Origin of the sequence: Pseudoalteromonas sp. S3178 (assembly GCF_005886985.1) — a bacterium.
GTDB classification, from domain to species: Bacteria; Pseudomonadota; Gammaproteobacteria; order Enterobacterales; family Alteromonadaceae; genus Pseudoalteromonas; species Pseudoalteromonas carrageenovora.
In genome coordinates, this window is sequence record NZ_PNCW01000221.1 from 1 (window position 1) to 378 (window position 378).

Consider the following 378-nt stretch of genomic DNA (forward strand, 5'->3'; position numbering starts at 1 on the left):
TTGAAAACGAAAGGCCACCTACGTGATGGTGCTGACGCAGATTTTGTTGTGTTAGATGACCAGATTTATACTCAAGCGACCTTTATCGCTGGAAAACAGATTTAACTCTCCCTGAGAAAAACCCCGCTGAATTAATCGCGGGGCTTTTTTGTTTTTAAGGCAACAAAATATGACAACAAAAACTGAAAAAAAACGCTTAGCTTCGCTTGATGCACTGAGAGGCATGGATATGTTCTGGATTTTAGGCGGTCAGTCTATATTCGCAGCATTATTTGTATTGACGGGTTGGCAAGGTTGGAAAGTATTTGAGGCCCATACAGTGCATAGTGCATGGCATGGATTTACATTTTATGATCTAATTTTTCCTCTCTTTATTTT

At 39.7% G+C, this 378-nt stretch carries 1 pseudogene; it reads left to right on the plus strand.

What is annotated here, in order from left to right:
• Positions 1-169: 169 nt before the first annotated feature.
• Positions 170-378 (plus strand): annotated as a pseudogene (locus tag CWC11_RS20715) (transmembrane glucosamine N-acetyltransferase NagX); the annotation flags it as partial.